The following is a 15257-nucleotide window of genomic DNA, read 5'->3' on the forward strand; positions in this document are numbered from 1 at the left end:
TTTATCCTTCTGTTCCTGTAGATTTCAAATTAGTTTTAGCAGATTTGCATTCAAACATGGTCTTTGATGCTCTAGCTATAACATTAGAATAATAGTAGTCTTCATTAGTAATCTTTAAAATTTCATTTTCAAATATTAAATCTTTAATTTCAGTTGAAATAACTAAATTATTTTTTTTTATATAAAGATTTAGATAATTGAGCATGCTACTATCAAGTTCATCTTTATCATTGAATAATGTTCTATGATTCATAGCTTCAGCTAACTCATTAATTATTAACCAATCTTCTTTTGCTTCTTCAGGTGGATAAGAAGCTTTATAGGCTTTTTGTAGTTTACCCTCTAGGTTTGTAAAATAACCATTCTGCTCTGTATAAGCGGCACCTGGCAGTATTATATCAGCAATTTCTGCACCTTTGTCACCATGACTACCTTGATAAATAATAAACTCATTCTTTTTTTTAAATTGAAAACTATCTAGACCTAATAAATAAACAATTTCAAATTTATTGTTATTTAGATCATTTAAAACTTTGTTTGAACCATCAGTAGTTTTATATAATCCTAAATCTAAACTTCCAACTGCTGAGGCATTATCTGAAATTACATTAAGCGAATTCCATTCATTGGAAATCTTATTATTCTTATTTAAAAAACTCTTCATAGCCTCAAATATATATTTTGCAGATTTTGATTTAAAAGCAGATTGACCAAATACAATTAAAGGTTTTTTAGCTTCTTTTATTAACTTTGAAACTTTATGACTATCCTCTGATATTTCTTTAATATTATTAATTTTACCATCAAGAAACTCGTAAGGGTATGTAAGGTCTCCAACATTATTTAAAGAAATAATTTTTGTTTTATTTTGGACATAAGATTTTCTTATACGTGCATTTAGAATAGTAGCTTCGTATCTAGGATTAGTTCCAATCAGAAAAATAAAATCTGATTCCTCTATCCCATTTATTGATGAATTGAATAAATAGTTTTCTCTTTTCTCTGCATTTAAATAAGTGTGATCATTTCTAGACTCAACATTTTGTGAACCAAGTGTCTTATTAAAGAATTCTTTAAATATATATAGTGTTTCCATATTTACTAAATCACCTGTTAATCCACAAATTTTATTTTTATCTGTATTATTAAATTTTGATTTAATTATATTAAAAACTTCATCCCAAGATGCTTTTTCAAATTTATTATTATATTTTACATAAGGTGTATCTAAACGCTGATTTAATAAACCATCACAAGCATATCTACTTTTATCAGATATCCACTCTTCATTAATATTTTCATTAATTCTTGGAAGAATTCTTTTTACTTCCCATCCATAAGTATCAACTCTAATATTGGAACCAATTGCATCCATTACATCTATGGACTCTGTTTTCTTTAATTCCCAAGGACGAGCTTCAAAAACATAAGGTTTTGACGTAAGTGCTCCAACAGGACATAAATCAACAACATTAGCTGACAGCTCAGATTGCATAGACTTTTCGAGATAGGTTGTAATTTGCATATCTTCTCCTCTGCCTATTGCTCCTAATTCTGGTACTCCTGCAATTTCAGTTGCAAATCGAACACATCTAGTGCAATGAATACATCTAGTCATTTGTGTCTTGATTAATGGTCCCATATTTTTCTCTGGAACTTGTCTTTTATTTTCGTTAAATCTGGACTTATCTACTCCGTAGAACATTGATTGATCTTGAAGATCACATTCTCCACCTTGATCACAAACTGGACAATCTAAAGGATGGTTAGCTAATAAAAACTCCATAACGCCTTTTCTAGCTTTTTCTACAAAAGTGGTGTTGGTTTTAATATTCATTCCTTCTGCTGCTGGCATTGCACAAGACGCAACTGGTTTAGGTGATTTTTCCATTTCAACAAGGCACATTCTACAATTTCCAGCAATTGATAATTTTTCGTGGTAACAAAATCTAGGAATTTCAACTCCAGCTTTCTCACAAGCCTGCAAAACTGTTAAGCCCTCTTCAACCTCAACATCAATATTATTAACTTTTAATTTAAGCATTTTTTTTATCCATTAAATGTTGATCTACCAAATATGGAATATCTTTTTTCTTTTTAATTGAGGGATCAAAATTATTTCTTTGCTCTATTTCTTTTTTAAAATGTCGCAATAATCCTTGCACTGGCCATGAAGAACCCTCACCAAAAGCACATATTGTGTGACCTGCTATTTGGTTAGTTACATCTCCCAACATATCAACCTCTTCTCTTGAAGCTTCACCTATTGCCATTCTTTCAAGCATTCTCCACATCCATCCAGAACCTTCTCTGCAAGGTGTACATTGACCACAGCTTTCATGTTTATAAAATCTAGCAATTCTTGCCATGCATTTAATGATATCTTGATCTTTATTTATAACAACTATGCCAGCAGTACCTAAGCCACTTTTTTCAGCAACTAAAGAGTCAAAATCCATTGTTAAAGTTTCGCAAGTTTTTTGAGGTATCAATGGCATTGAAGATCCACCAGGTATTACTGCTAATAAATTATTCCATCCTCCCACTACTCCTCCTGCGTGAACTTCAATTAATTCTTTTAGAGAAATACTCATTTCCTCTTCTACATTACATGGTTTATTAACATTACCTGAAATACAAAAAATTTTAGTTCCTGTATTTTTAGCTTTGCCTAGAGATGAAAACCATTTTCCTCCTCTTTTTAAAATTGTTGGTACAACTGCTATTGTTTCAACATTGTTAATTATTGTCGGACAACCATATAGGCCTATAAGTGCTGGAAATGGTGGTTTCAATCTTGGTTGGCCCTTTTTACCTTCAATACTCTCAAGTAATGCAGTTTCTTCACCACAAATGTAAGCTCCAGCTCCGTAGTGAATATAAATATCTAAATCCCAACCAGTGCCAGCCGCATTTTTACCAATTAAATTTTTTTTATAAGCTTCATTAATTGCTGTTTGAAGTTTTTGGCCATCTACAAAATACTCACCTCTAATATAAATATAACAAACGTGTGCCTGGACAGCATAAGCTGCAAACAAACAACCCTCTATTAACTTGTGAGGTTCAAATCTTAAAATATCTCTATCTTTGCATGTACCTGGTTCAGATTCGTCACCATTAATTACCAAATAATGTGGCCTGGAACCTAACTCTTTTGGAGCAAAAGACCACTTTAAACCAGTTGGAAACCCAGCGCCTCCTCTTCCTCTCAGCTCTGAGGTTTTAACTTCATTAATAATCCATTCTCTTCCTTTTTTTATTAAATCTGCAGTACCTACCCAATCACCTCTTTTTTTTGAAGAATCATAATCAGATCCTCTATCGTTATATAAATTCTGAAATATTCTATCTTCGTCTTTAAGCATTTTTTAAATCTAAAAGTGTTTTTCTATTATTTTCTGGCTCATTATTAATTCTACCCCTGTAAGAACCTGGTTTTGGTGTTTTATCATTTAATATATCATCCAGAATTTTTAAGGTTTTTTCTTTATCAAGATCTTCATAATAATCATCATTAATTTGCATCATTGGTGCGTTAACACAAGCTCCCAAGCATTCAACTTCCATCCAAGAACACATTTTATTTTGAGACAATTCATTTTCATTTTCAGAGATTTTTTCCTTACAAGCTTCAACTAATTTATATGCTCCTCTAATCATACAGGGTGTTGTGGTGCAAACTTGTACAAAATGTTTACCTACTGGGGAAAGGTTATACATTGTATAAAATGTAGCAACTTCATAAACCTTTATATAAGGCATGTCTAAAAATTTACCTATGTATTTCATTGCGGCTAATGGAATCCAATTTTTATTTTGTTTTTGAGCAATATATAATAATGCCATTACAGCACTTTGCTGCTTACCATCGGGATAGTTAGAAATAATTTCTTTTGCAGTAGCTAAGCTATCTTGATTGAATTCAAAACTCTCTGGTTGATCTTTAGCAGGTTTTCTTAAACTCATTATCTGTCTACCTCACCAAAAACTATATCTAAAGAGCCTAATACTGCTGGTACATCAGCTAACATATGACCTTTAATTAAATAATCCATCGCTTGTAAATGAGAAAAACCAGGGGCTCTAATTTTGCATTTATAAGGTTTACTTGAACCGTCAGAAATTAAATAAACACCAAATTCTCCTTTTGGTGCTTCAACTGCAGTATAAATTTCATCATTAGTTACACGATAACCCTCTGTAAAAAGTTTAAAGTGATGAATTAAAGCCTCCATTGACTCTTTTATATCTTTTTTTGGTGGAGGACTAATTTTTCCATCTAAGGATTTAATTGCTCCTCTTGTCATTTTTGCTAAACATTGTTTTATTATAGATACACTTTCTCTCATCTCTTCAATTCTACATAGATACCTATCATAACAATCGCCATTTTTTCCAACTGGTATTTTAAATTCAATTTGATCATAACAATCGTAAGGTTGTGATTTCCTTAAATCCCACGGCACGCCAGATCCTCTTATCATCACACCACTAAAAGAATAATCTAACGCGTCTTCTTTAGTAACAATTCCTATGTCTACATTTCTTTGTTTAAATATTCTATTATCAGTTAATAGAGTTTCAAGATCATCAATTATTTTTGGAAAGGTTTCACAAAATTTTGCAATATCGTCTTCAAGCCCCATTGGTAGATCTTGATGAACACCGCCTGCTCTAAAATAATTAGCATGCAGCCTTGATCCGGATGCTCTTTCATAAAAAGTCATAAGTGTTTCACGTTCTTCAAATCCCCACAACGATGGTGTTAATGCCCCAACATCTAAAGCTTGTGTAGTTACATTTAATATATGACTTAAAATTCTTCCAATTTCACAAAACATTACTCTTATAAATTGAGCCCTAATTGGAACATCAATACTTAAGATTTTTTCAATTGCCAAAGCAAATGCGTGTTCTTGATTCATAGGAGCTACATAATCCAACCTATCAAAATAAGGTACAGCTTGCATATAAGTCTTATTTTCTATTAATTTTTCTGTTCCACGATGTAATAGTCCAATGTGAGGATCAGCTTTCTCAACCACTTCACCATCTAATTCCAAAATTAACCTTAAGACACCATGAGCAGCAGGATGCTGAGGACCAAAGTTAAGATTTAATGTTTTAGTTTTTTTTGTCATTCTCTTGATCTGTCTGTTTCTTAATATACTTTGTTCCTTCCCATGGACTCTCATAATCAAAATTTCTATAGTTTTGTTCTAATTTAACTGGTTCACTAATAACTTTTTTTTGATCTTCACTATATCTAACCTCTGTATGCCCAGTCAGAGGAAAATCTTTTCTAAGTGGATGACCTTCAAACCCATAATCTGTAAGAATTCTTCTTAGATCTGGATGATCTTTAAACTTAACACCATACATGTCAAAAACTTCACGCTCCATCCAGTTTGCAGCAGGAAATATTGATGTTAATGAAGGAATCACTTCATTTTCATTAATTAAATAACTTAATATAATTCTTTGATTAAACTCATGACTTAAAAATAAATAAACAACTTTAAAACGTTGAGAGTTTTCTGGATAGTCAACAACCGTTAAATCTATTAATTGTCGGAATTTAGTATTTTCATTATTTTTTATAAATAAAGCTACATTTAATAAATCTTCACTTTCAATATTTATATAAAGTTGATCGTGTCTAATTTCAGTTTTTTTTATTTTAGTGGTAAGTTCTGAATTAATTTTTTTTTCTAGATCTATACAGCTTTTCATAAATATTATCTTTCGAAAGAGCCTTTGTTTCTAATTTTTTTCTGTAATTGCATAATTCCATATAATAATGCTTCTGCAGATGGTGGGCATCCTGGAACATAAATATCAACAGGTACAATTTTATCACAACCTCTAACTACAGAATAAGAATAATGATAATAACCTCCTCCATTTGCACAACTTCCCATTGATATAACATATCTTGGTTCTGGCATTTGATCATAAACCTTTCTTAACGCTGGTGCCATTTTGTTTGTCAATGTACCAGCTACAATCATGACGTCAGATTGTCTTGGTGATCCTCTTGGTGCTGCACCAAATCTTTCTAAATCATATCTGGGCATAGCTGTTTGCATCATTTCGACTGCACAACATGCTAGACCAAAAGTCATCCAATGTAACGATCCAGCTCTTGACCAATTGATAAGATTATCTAGAGATGTGGTTATAAAACCATTTTTACTAAAATCCTCAGAGAGCTTTTTAAACTCTTCAGGAATTTCATTATTTTTTTTATTTAAATCCATAATCTAAATTATTATTCCCAATCTAATGCACCTTTTTTCCATTCATAAATAAATCCAACTGTTAAAATGAATAAGAAGATCATCATGGAAGTAAAACCCAAACCTCCAATAGCTCCAAGACTAATTGCCCATGGAAAAAGAAAAGCGATTTCTAAGTCAAAAATAATAAATAAAATTGCAACTAAATAAAATCTAACATCAAATTTCATTCTTGAGTCTTCAAAGGGTTCAAAACCACATTCGTAAGCCGATAATTTTTCAGGGTCTGGATGTTTTGGAGAAAGTATCAAATTAACAACTACAAAAGCCCCACTTAGACCAAGTGCAATAACCAAAAATATTATAATAGGCAGATAATCTTTTAAAAACTCTGAAAGCATGAAATCTATATAACAGTTTTTTTAACTTCTTGAAGTGTACATAAGGGGCAATTTTGACACTATTAACAGTCAATATTAAGAAAAGTGGCGGGAGTGAAGGGACTCGAACCCTCGACCTATCGCGTGACAGGCGATCGCTCTAACCAACTGAGCTACACCCCCACTTTAGTTGTTTTGGTGGGCAGTAAAGGACTCGAACCTTTGACCCCCTCGGTGTAAACGAGATGCTCTACCAACTGAGCTAACCGCCCAAAACCAAATTACGCACCTTTTATAACAACTTATTTGAGAAAGCAAACACTTAAGAAAGGCATATGAGGGAAATAAGTGAACAAACTCCATACCTATAGCATACCTGGCTTTTGGAAGATGGAATTTTGTTCTCCATACCTGGTGCATACCTGGCTGCTTTTTTATTACCCTTGTTTAAGTGAGGGTAATGACAACAACCCCAGAACCACGATCCCTAAAAGTTTTTTCATCTCATTTAATTTTTTTTACAAAGTTCTTTATTAGTATAATGGTTTCCAACAACAAGATCTTTAATACCCAGTTCGTAAATTTCATATATTTTGGTGAAATAGTTATAAAGATTTGCATTTTCAATAAAAATATTATTTAGATGATTGACTGGATCATCGTTATACGCTTTTTTTAATTTCTTAATTTTATCATCTAAAGTTTTTAAATTTGATATTATCTCATTAACTTTTTTCTCATCTAAAGATTGTTTTGCACTTTTGGGTATTTGATTATTTTTTATAGGTCTTATCATTATAAAACCTTGAGTTAACCATTCCTGTGGACTTCGATGTAAGTTTAAACCTGTGCCAAGGTAATTGTAATTTAGACCTATATAATTTTCTTGTTTTACAACATTATACCATACATTCTTTCCACCGTGAAACTCGTCTAAAACAAACATCAGACTTTCACCAGCGTCTGGTAAATAATCACCATTCTGCATTCTAAAATAACTTACAACATAATATGGCTCGTCGTTATGTGAAACTGGAGTAAATCCCAAAAGATATGCTTTCGGATCGTTAATATCATGACATTTAAAAATAATATGAGGCTTATTGTTTTTCCCTAAAATTCTATTATCAGCTAAAGTTGTTGCCATTACATTTGAAGTTTTAAATGATAAACTGATAATCAATATGGTCAAAAAAATTTTCATCTTAATTACAGTACGTATAAACCGTTCCCTCTTCAAGAATATTTCTAAGCTGTTCTTTATTTTTGGATCGTGAATATAAAGATTTATCAACATTAATGTTGTTTGATTTTAAAAAACGTTCAGCAGCAGATGATTTAATTCCAAAGTTTATTCCTTCAGTTTGGTCTTTCGACATACCAGAAACTGCTATTGCAATAAGGTTTCCATTTTCATTAATAATAGGCCCACCACTGTTTCCAGGGTTAATTGGTGCATCAATTTGTATTTCGTTTGAATTGTCTTCAAAACCTTTCAATGAACTTACTGATCCTGGATTTATTTTAAGATCATCACTTAACCCTTTACCTAGTGGATATCCTGCAACATAAATTGTATCAAGTTTTTTAGCTTCATCTTTTGAAAAATTTATAAATGTTTTAGGTTTAAGTTCTGCTTTCAGTAGAGCTAGATCTAGAGTTTTATCAGTTGCAATTAATTTTGTGTCGTAGTCTTTATTTTTGTAACTAATTTTGGATAAGGTACATCCATCAACAACGTGATTATTAGTTAATAAGTAACCTTTTTTATTGATAAAAAATGCAGTACCACTTGAACCTTTAGAAGATTCAGCTAATTTTTCTTTTTCACAAACATCGTTTAATGGATAATTTTTGATTGCCATTTTTGCAGTTTTAATCATTTCTTTGCCTCCTGCTGTATCTGCAAATACTCTTTTTGAAACTCTATTTGTTTTTAAATTTATAGTAATTTCTTCATAATGGTTAAATGTAGGAACATTATATTCTTGAATTCTTATTGCAATTATTTCATCTTCATCAACAAATTGTATTTTGTAATTATAATTATTAACTTTTGATTTTGGCGGTGTTGGTACACCTTCCTCTTCTGCTTTTTCTAATATTTCTAACGTAAAATTTGATGTCACTGCCGTATAATAAATTAAACCATCTTCATAACTTATATAATATTCTTTTTTGCCTCCTAATTCTGAAATCTTTTCACTATTAGGATTTGAAGAGAAATGACCTGCAGGATAAACAGTTTTACAATTATTAATAAGAATGCCCGCATAAGCATTCCCACTCAACAACAAACCCAGAACCATGATCCCTAAAAGTTTTTTCATTTGAATTCGTATTGTAAAAATTTTCTTAATTTATTAACAACAGAGTCTGGTAAAAATATAGAAATTAAAATTAAAAAAACAAAGCAAATTAAAAGAGAAACCCATGTTGTCATATCTTCACTCCAAGTAGAGGGAAATATTTCATAAGATTCCATGACACCTGCTGATAACACCCAAAATATAAATAATGACCAGATAAAGAGTGTTACATCTAAAAAATTGGGTAACATAAATTTGCCAATAAATTTACTTAATATTCTATTAATTACAAAAGTAATAACTAAGGCAAAAATACCAAGTTTAAAATTAATTAATGTAAATAATATTATGGTAGGTAAAATTGACCAAACACCCATAAGACATATAAAGCTCAATGCAAAGTTATAAGAATATTTATGTTTTGGATCGATAACAGTTTTTGTTGTTGAAGATAATGAAGCTAGCATCCCCGAAAATATTCCAGAAAATGCTAATAACCCTCCGTATAATATATCTTTGTCAAAAGTTTCTATCAATGCAACACCCTATCCCAAACTTCAATCTTAATATACTGCCAACCATCATCATATTGAATTTCTATATTGAAATAATCATCTGGATCTAAGGTTCTACGAACTAAATCAACGTATTTGTCTATTTTTGTATAAGAAATTTTTCCTCTAAAAGTTTTCACAAAAGTTTTCACAATCCAAGACTAACAAATCCTGAACTATTCAACCAGCTCAAATTTTTTATATCTTAAAAACTTAACGTTATTAACAACATCTAATGAAAGCCTAATATTTCTATCCTCTTCTAAGGCAATAATTAAGCCTTTTACTTCTTGATTGTCGCTAGCTAAATTCTTTTTAATCCATCCCATATATCTAGTTATTTGACCCACAACCTCATCACTTGCCTGACCTTTTTTTAATTCAATAACTAATAATTCAGATTTATCTTTTTTAACGGCAAGTATATCTAGAGGACCTGAACCAGCCCAATTTTGACCAGGCTTACCTGTAGATTTATTTGGAACTAAATCATAATTTTCAGATAACGATATTTCTTCCCAATTCTTAATCATAAATTTTTCCAACTCTTTTTCTTTGGCATAAGCAGAAGATTTAGATGAGATTGTTTTTGTAATGGTTGTTGGTGTTTGGTCTATAGGAGTAATTATCTCTTGAATTATATCTCCTGAATCTTGAATATTTAATTGCAATTCTATAGTTTCAGAGTCGTTACCTTTGCCGTCTTTACAATGCACTCCATCTTTATAGCTAGCTATTTTTCCAATACCTAAATATGTAAACGCTGGATCTTTAGTATCCCATCTTGCAAAAAAATATGGTGTCAGCTCGCCAGCTAACAATTTCTTAAATGTGGGTTGATTAGAATGAGATTTAGGTTTTCCGTACCAAACAATTTTCTGAGTTTGATTGTCATAATAATTATCAAAATCATGACCAGTTTTACCAGGAACACCAATGTTCATAAATATAATGAGTTTATCTTCGACTCTAACGTACCCTGTATCCCAATCGCCACCAGCAGGTCTACCTTTATCAGGTAAACAGATCCAACCTACATCTACCCTTGTATATTTAGAACCTTTTTTAAACATATTAAAAATTTAACAGAGTCTAAACGTAGAGTCTATTTGCTTGAAATAGTTATTTTATGTCGATTATGGAACAACTTTTTTCCATACCTATTGCATACCTGGCTTGATTATAGGTCACCCATTGAGTAAGTTGTAATTGTTGTAGATGAAAGATTATTTGAGTTTTTGTTTTTCTGGATTAGTTCCGTGTAAACGAGATGCTCTACCAACTGAGCTAACCGCCCAAAACAAGCGCTACTAATACATCAACGAATAGATAAAGTAAATTGGTAATTATTGAATACTGGCTTGAGATTTATCGTCAGATTTAGAAATTTGTTCAACTTCAACCCACTCAACTCTTTTCAATTCTTTAGTTAAAGCTATTTTCAATACATCATCTGCATATTCCACTGGAGTAATTTTTATATCGTCAATAATCTTCTTTGGCATATCTACTAAATCTTTTTCATTCTCTTTAGGAATAACGACCTGTTTGATTCCAGCTCTATGAGCAGCCAATAGTTTTTCTTTAAGTCCACCAATAGGTAAAACTTGTCCTGTTAAAGTAACTTCTCCAGTCATTGCAACATCTCTTCTAACAGGAATTTTAGTAATTGCTGAAACAATTGAAGTAACCATGCCTATACCTGCAGAAGGACCATCTTTAGGAGTTGCTCCTTCAGGAACGTGAATATGAAAATCTTTCTTTTCAAATAATGGAGGAATAATTCCATAATCTAGACTCTTAGATCTTATAAATGATTTAGCAGCTTTGATTGACTCTTGCATTACATCTCCTAGTTTTCCAGTAATTTGCATTCTGCCCTTTCCAGGCATAACGACAGTTTCAATCTTAAGTATTTCTCCACCATATTCAGTCCATGCTAAACCAGTTACAACACCAATTTTATCTTTGTACTCAAGCTCACCAAATTTAAATTTTTGTATTCCTAGGAAATCATGAAGATTTTTTAAATCTACTTTAACCTGTTTTTCTTCACCAGAAACAACTTTTTTTACAACCTTACGTGCAACTTTTGAAATTTCTCTTTCTAAATTTCTAACACCCGACTCTTTGGTATAACTTCTGATAATTTCTTTAATTATATCATCAGATAAAGTCATTTCATTTTCTTTAACACCATTGTCTTTTATCTGTTTTGGTAAAAGGTAATTGTTTGCTATATTAATTTTTTCATCTTCTGTATATCCAGCCAACCTTATAACTTCCATCCTATCAAGTAATGGCGGTAATATATTTAGCGTATTAGCTGTTGTAACAAACATTACATCAGATAAATCATAATCAACTTCTAGATAATGATCATTAAATGTTGAATTTTGTTCAGGATCCAATGCTTCTAATAATGCTGATGAAGGGTCACCTCTATAGTCATTACCAATTTTATCAATTTCATCTAAAAGAATTAATGGGTTTTTAGTTCCTGCCTTCTTCATCATTTGAATAATTTTACCAGGTAAAGAACCAATATAAGTTCTTCTATGTCCTCTAATTTCAGCCTCATCACGCATTCCTCCAACAGATACTCTTACAAATTCTCTATTAGTTGCTTTTGCAATTGATTTACCTAAAGAAGTTTTTCCAACACCTGGGGGTCCAACTAAACATAATATAGGTCCTTTAATTTTATCCATTCTTTTTTGGACTGCTAAGAACTCTATAATTCTTTCTTTTACTTTTTCTAGACCAAAATGATCAGCATCCAATACTGATAATGCTTTTTTAAGATCAATATCAACTTCACTTTTTTTATACCATGGAAGCTCTATCATCCAATCAAGGTAATTTCTAATAACGGTTGCTTCAGCAGACATCGGGCTCATATTTTTTAATTTTTTTAACTCTGCCAAACATTTTTTTTCTACATCTTTAGGCATTTTTGCCTTAATAATAGATTTGTTCAGACTAGATGTTTCATCTTTACCATCTTCAATTTCACCTAACTCTTTTTGAATTGCTTTTAGTTGCTCGTTTAAATAATATTCTCTTTGAGTTTTCTCCATTTGAGTTTTAACTCTACCTCTAATTCTCTTTTCAACTCCTATAATACTAGTTTCATTTTCCATAATTTTGATAATGGAATTTAATCTCTTCTTTACATCTATAGTCTCAAAAATTTGTTGTTTTTCTAAAATGGTAGCTGTTAAGTGCGAGGCAATGTTGTCAGCAATATGAGATGCATCAGTTAATTTTTTGATATTATTGATTGTCTCTGTTGAAACTTTTTTATTAATTGAAGTAAGTTTTTCCAATCTTCTTACTGCAGTCATAGCTAAAGGTATCAAATCTTCATCTTTAGATGCTACTTCATGCTGATGAGCATACTCACAAATTATAAACTTTTCATTATCTTTAAAATCTAATATCTTAACTCTTTTACTTCCCTCAACTAAAACTTTAACTGTTCCATCGGGTAATTTTAATAATTGAAGTATATTACCTTCACAGCCATGCATAAATACGTCTGTCTTCTTAGGATCATCTATTTCTGAATTTTTTTGAGTAATAAGGATAATCTTTTTATCTTTTTTCATTACTTCATTTAGAGCTGCAATTGATTTGTCTCTTCCAACAAATAAAGGGATTACCATATTTGGAAACACCACTATATCTCTTAGAGGTAATAAAGGTCGTTCTATTTTAACATCCATTATCTAAATATGGATATTAAAAAGAAATTTGCAATAGCTATTTATTAGTTATTAACGTTGAATTAAGCGGCAGACGTTTTGTCTGTCTTTGTTTTCGTATTATTTTTTGAATGAACAATGATGGGTTGCGATAGACCTTTAGCCGCACTAGCATCTACTATCACTTCTTCAACATTATCCTGACTTGGTAAATCATACATGGTCTTTAATAAAATATTTTCTAAGATCGATCTTAGTCCTCTGGCACCAGTTTTTTTGGTAATTGCTTTTTGTGCAATTTCTTTCACTGCATTTTCTTTAAAACTTAATTTGGCACCATCTAATTTAAATAATTCTTGATATTGTTTGATTAAAGAATTTTTTGGTTCTTGTAATATTTTTATTAAAGATTTCTCATCTAAATCTTCTAGTGTAGCTATCATTGGTAATCTTCCAATAAACTCTGGTATCAAACCATATTTCAATAAATCTTCAGGTTCTAAGGTTTTCATCCACTCGCCAGTTTTTTTATCATCAGTTTTTTTAACATTTGCACCAAAACCAATAGAAGTTCCCTTGTCTCTTTGTGAGATAATTTTATCTAAACCAGCAAATGCACCACCGCAAATAAATAGTATATTTGTAGTATCAACTTGTAAAAATTCTTGTTGAGGGTGCTTTCTTCCTCCTTGAGGTGGAACACTCGCAACTGTTCCTTCCATAATCTTTAAAAGGGCTTGCTGAACACCTTCACCGGAAACATCTCTTGTAATTGAAGGGTTCTCAGATTTTCTGCTAATCTTATCTACTTCATCAATGTAGACAATTCCACGTTGTGCTTTTTCTACATTATAATCAGCTGCTTGTAATAATTTTAAAATAATGTTTTCAACATCTTCACCAACATAACCCGCTTCTGTAAGAGTGGTTGCATCAGCCATTGTGAAGGGAACATCAAGTATTCTAGCCAAAGTTTGTGCTAATAAAGTTTTACCACAACCTGTAGGGCCCACTAGTAGAATGTTGGATTTTGAAAGTTCAACAGTTTTACTAGTCTTGCTTTCATAGTTTAATCTTTTGTAGTGATTATGCACCGCTACAGACAAAACTTTTTTTGCATGAGGCTGTCCAATTACATAATCATCTAATACTGCACAAATTTCTTTTGGCGATGGTAATCCATCTTGATGTTTTACAAATGAGTCTTTGCTTTCTTCTTTTATAATATCCATACAAAGTTCAACACACTCATCACAGATAAAAACTGTTGGACCAGCAATTAATTTTCTAACTTCATGTTGGCTCTTGCCACAGAAAGAACAGTAAAGAATATTTTTATTATTTGTGCTCATAATTTATAAACGAATCAATGTTGTTACTTTAATATAGATGACTCATACTAATCAAGTATGTACTTAATAATTTTCAAGATATTGTGGTTTAAGATCTGTTCTCTACTACTTCATCTATTAAACCAAAGTCTTTAGCAATATCAGAGGTCATAAAATTATCTCTTTCAAGAGCTTTTTTAATATCGTCTACTGATTTGCCAGTGTGCTTTGAGTAAATTTCATTAAGTCTTTTTTTAAGTGCCAAGACTTCATTTGCATGAATTTCAATATCTGTAGCTTGACCTTGAAAACCAGCAGATGGTTGGTGAACCATAATTCTAGAATTAGGTAGAGAAAACCTTTTACCTTTTTTTCCAGCAGCTAAAAGAAAAGATCCCATTGAAGCAGCCTGCCCAATGCATAAAGTTGAAACATCTGGTTTGATGTATTGCATAGTATCATAAATACCTAGACCAGCAGTTACAAGACCACCTGGACTATTAATATATAAATTAATTTCTTTTTTTGGATCCTCAGATTCTAAAAATAAAAGTTGCGCGGTAACAAGAGACGCTACGTTATCGTTAATTGGTCCAACTAAAAAAATTATTCTTTCTTTTAAAAGTCTAGAATAAATATCATAAGCTCTTTCACCCTTGTTAGATTGTTCCACAACCATAGGGACTAATGTATTCATTTGATCAGAAAAATTTGTTGTCATAAGTTGATTCTTA

The 15257-nt window shown here is 31.3% G+C and carries 15 protein-coding genes and 2 tRNA genes; all 17 read right to left on the minus strand.

Annotated elements, in window-relative coordinates; translation table 11 throughout:
- Position 1: 1 nt before the first annotated feature.
- The 17 genes from nuoG to clpP all read right to left on the minus strand — a co-directional run bounded on the left by nuoG (position 2) and on the right by clpP (position 15244).
- Positions 2 to 2044: an NADH-quinone oxidoreductase subunit NuoG gene (gene nuoG, locus AC5SLL_RS03600; RefSeq protein WP_494586124.1), complete on the minus strand. Its 2043-nt coding sequence runs from the start codon at positions 2042 to 2044 to the stop codon at positions 2 to 4.
- Positions 2037 to 3368: an NADH-quinone oxidoreductase subunit NuoF gene (nuoF, locus tag AC5SLL_RS03605; RefSeq protein WP_494586125.1), complete on the minus strand. Its 1332-nt coding sequence runs from the start codon at positions 3366 to 3368 to the stop codon at positions 2037 to 2039. The genes nuoG and nuoF overlap by 8 nt, the downstream gene beginning before the upstream one ends.
- Positions 3361 to 3969 (minus strand): NADH-quinone oxidoreductase subunit NuoE, encoded by a 609-nt coding sequence (gene nuoE / locus AC5SLL_RS03610; RefSeq protein ID WP_494586126.1) that lies wholly within the window; start codon positions 3967 to 3969, stop codon positions 3361 to 3363. The genes nuoF and nuoE overlap by 8 nt, the downstream gene beginning before the upstream one ends.
- The gene (locus tag AC5SLL_RS03615) at positions 3969 to 5144 is read right to left on the minus strand and encodes an NADH-quinone oxidoreductase subunit D (protein ID WP_494572619.1); all 1176 of its coding nucleotides are present in this window, start codon (positions 5142 to 5144) and stop codon (positions 3969 to 3971) included. Before AC5SLL_RS03615 ends, nuoE begins: the two co-directional genes overlap by 1 nt.
- A complete protein-coding gene (locus AC5SLL_RS03620) occupies positions 5128 to 5736 on the minus strand; it encodes an NADH-quinone oxidoreductase subunit C (protein ID WP_494572620.1) in 609 nt (202 codons plus the stop codon). Before AC5SLL_RS03620 ends, AC5SLL_RS03615 begins: the two co-directional genes overlap by 17 nt.
- Positions 5737 to 5741: 5 nt before the next feature.
- Positions 5742 to 6263, minus strand: a complete 522-nt coding sequence (locus AC5SLL_RS03625) for a NuoB/complex I 20 kDa subunit family protein (RefSeq protein ID WP_494586127.1) — start codon at positions 6261 to 6263, stop codon at positions 5742 to 5744.
- An 11-nt stretch (positions 6264 to 6274) separates the two neighbouring features.
- Positions 6275 to 6643, minus strand: a complete 369-nt coding sequence (locus AC5SLL_RS03630) for an NADH-quinone oxidoreductase subunit A (protein ID WP_494572622.1) — start codon at positions 6641 to 6643, stop codon at positions 6275 to 6277.
- Between the two features lie 85 nt (positions 6644 to 6728).
- Positions 6729 to 6805: transfer RNA gene (locus tag AC5SLL_RS03635), tRNA-Asp, on the minus strand.
- Positions 6806 to 6818: 13 nt separating this feature from the next.
- A tRNA-Val gene (locus AC5SLL_RS03640) sits at positions 6819 to 6894 on the minus strand.
- A 236-nt stretch (positions 6895 to 7130) separates the two neighbouring features.
- Complete coding sequence (locus AC5SLL_RS03645) at positions 7131 to 7826, minus strand: hypothetical protein (RefSeq protein ID WP_494586128.1); 696 nt, start codon at positions 7824 to 7826, stop codon at positions 7131 to 7133.
- Between the two features lies 1 nt (position 7827).
- Positions 7828 to 8952: a S1C family serine protease gene (locus AC5SLL_RS03650; protein WP_494586129.1), complete on the minus strand. Its 1125-nt coding sequence runs from the start codon at positions 8950 to 8952 to the stop codon at positions 7828 to 7830.
- Positions 8949 to 9467, minus strand: a complete 519-nt coding sequence (locus AC5SLL_RS03655) for a hypothetical protein (protein WP_494586130.1) — start codon at positions 9465 to 9467, stop codon at positions 8949 to 8951. The genes AC5SLL_RS03650 and AC5SLL_RS03655 overlap by 4 nt, the downstream gene beginning before the upstream one ends.
- Complete coding sequence (locus tag AC5SLL_RS03660) at positions 9464 to 9625, minus strand: hypothetical protein (protein WP_494586131.1); 162 nt, start codon at positions 9623 to 9625, stop codon at positions 9464 to 9466. The genes AC5SLL_RS03655 and AC5SLL_RS03660 overlap by 4 nt, the downstream gene beginning before the upstream one ends.
- A gap of 36 nt (positions 9626 to 9661) precedes the next feature.
- Positions 9662 to 10558 (minus strand): DUF3427 domain-containing protein, encoded by an 897-nt coding sequence (locus AC5SLL_RS03665; RefSeq protein ID WP_494586132.1) that lies wholly within the window; start codon positions 10556 to 10558, stop codon positions 9662 to 9664.
- Between the two features lie 273 nt (positions 10559 to 10831).
- Positions 10832 to 13213: an endopeptidase La gene (gene lon, locus AC5SLL_RS03670; RefSeq protein ID WP_494586133.1), complete on the minus strand. Its 2382-nt coding sequence runs from the start codon at positions 13211 to 13213 to the stop codon at positions 10832 to 10834.
- A gap of 62 nt (positions 13214 to 13275) precedes the next feature.
- Positions 13276 to 14544 (minus strand): ATP-dependent Clp protease ATP-binding subunit ClpX, encoded by a 1269-nt coding sequence (gene clpX, locus AC5SLL_RS03675; protein WP_494586134.1) that lies wholly within the window; start codon positions 14542 to 14544, stop codon positions 13276 to 13278.
- Between the two features lie 88 nt (positions 14545 to 14632).
- The gene (clpP, locus tag AC5SLL_RS03680) at positions 14633 to 15244 is read right to left on the minus strand and encodes an ATP-dependent Clp endopeptidase proteolytic subunit ClpP (RefSeq protein ID WP_494572625.1); all 612 of its coding nucleotides are present in this window, start codon (positions 15242 to 15244) and stop codon (positions 14633 to 14635) included.
- Between the last annotated feature and the right edge of the window lie 13 nt (positions 15245 to 15257).

It is taken from the genome of Candidatus Pelagibacter sp. PS_43, from assembly GCF_059417795.1.